The organism is Kitasatospora putterlickiae (assembly GCF_039527695.1).
GTDB lineage: Bacteria > Actinomycetota > Actinomycetes > Streptomycetales > Streptomycetaceae > Kitasatospora > Kitasatospora putterlickiae.
Map to the genome: position 1 here is coordinate 1 of NZ_BAAAKJ010000209.1, position 757 is coordinate 757.

The window sequence follows — 757 nt, forward strand, 5'->3', positions numbered from 1 at the left end:
GGCGCGCGCCCGCCGCCGGGCCCGGTTCCAGGTGACGGTGGCGGACGGGCGGGCGCTGCTGCTCACGGTGGAGGGGGGTGCCTGGTTCGTGGAGGCCGGGTACGACTGACGGCCGACACGCCCAAGGGGGGCCGAGAAGACGAGCGAGAGACCGAAGGCACCACCCCCGATGGGATTCACCAGCCATCCCTTCCTCCCCTGGAGCGAACTGCACCGGCGCCTGACCGGCGACGGCGGCGGCGACGTCGTCCCGCTGCGCCCGCGCGCGCCCGGCGGCGCACCGGACGGGTCCGCCGAGCGGCCCGCCGATCCCGCCGGAGGGCGGCCCGCCGGACCGGCCTGGGCCGAGCTGCACGTCCACTCCGCCTTCAGCTTCCTCGACGGCGCGAGCGACCCCGAGGCGCTGGTCGCCGAGGCCGCCCGGCTGGGCGTCGAGGCCCTCGCGCTCACCGACCACGACGGCCTCTACGGCGCGGTCCGGTTCGCCGAGGCGGCCCGCGGCACGGGCGTGGCCACCGTCTTCGGCGCCGAACTGACGATCCGTCGGGAAAGGGGCGGTGTCGAGCACCTGCTCGTCCTGGCCCGCGACCCGGAGGGCTACCGCCGGCTCTCCGCCGTCATCGGCGCGGCCCAACTCGCGGGCGGGGCCAAGGGGAACCCGGTCTACGACTTCGCGGACCTCGCCGACGCGCACGGCGGCCACTGGGCGGTGCTCACCGGCTGCCGCCTCGGCCGGGTCCCCGCCTCCCTGGCCGCC

Annotated in this window: 1 protein-coding gene; it reads left to right on the plus strand. The window is 77.7% G+C overall.

What is annotated here, in order from left to right; all coding sequences use genetic code 11:
• Positions 1-169 precede the first annotated feature (169 nt).
• Positions 170-757, plus strand: a 588-nt coding sequence (locus ABD308_RS20800) for a PHP domain-containing protein (protein ID WP_344337420.1), incomplete at its 3' end; no start/stop codon positions are given.